This window comes from Rhizobium sp. 18055, from assembly GCF_902706285.1.
Classification (GTDB): Bacteria; Pseudomonadota; Alphaproteobacteria; order Rhizobiales; family Rhizobiaceae; genus Rhizobium.
On record NZ_CACSKD010000140.1, the window covers coordinates 1 to 548 of the forward strand.

Below are 548 nucleotides of genomic sequence, written 5' to 3' on the forward strand. Positions count from 1 at the left end.
CCACTTCATTTTTCGATCCGAGGATCACGCTGACGCGTTCGTGCAACTGTTTCGGGGGGATGTCGAGGATGCGTTCCCGGCCGTTGGTCGCGGCGCCGCCGGCCTGTTCGACCAGCCAGGCCATGGGGTTGGCCTCGTACATCAGGCGCAGTTTGCCGGACTTGTTCGGCTCGCGCTTGTCCCAGGGGTAGAGGAAGATGCCGCCGCGCGTGAGGATGCGGTGCACGTCCGCCACCATGCTGGCGATCCAGCGCATGTTGAAGTCCTTCTCGCGCGGGCCTTCGACGCCGGCGAGGCACTCGTCCACGTAGCGCTTCACCGGGGTGTCCCAGTGGCGCATGTTGCTCATGTTGATCGCGAATTCCTTGGTGTCGGCGGGAATGCGCACGTTCTCCTGCACGAGCACGAAGGAGCCCTGTTCGCGGTCGAGCGTGAACATCGCCACGCCGTCGCCCACGGTGAGCACCAGCGTGGTCTGCGGGCCGTAGATGCAGTAGCCCGCGGCGACCTGCCTGCTGCCGGCCTGCAGGAAGTCCTCGGTGGTCACG

The 548-nt window shown here is 65.7% G+C and carries 1 protein-coding gene; it reads right to left on the reverse strand.

Annotated elements, in window-relative coordinates; genetic code table 11:
- A partial coding sequence (locus GVL52_RS31765; RefSeq protein ID WP_160012693.1) for a class 1 fructose-bisphosphatase occupies positions 1–548 on the reverse strand: 548 nt, incomplete at both ends.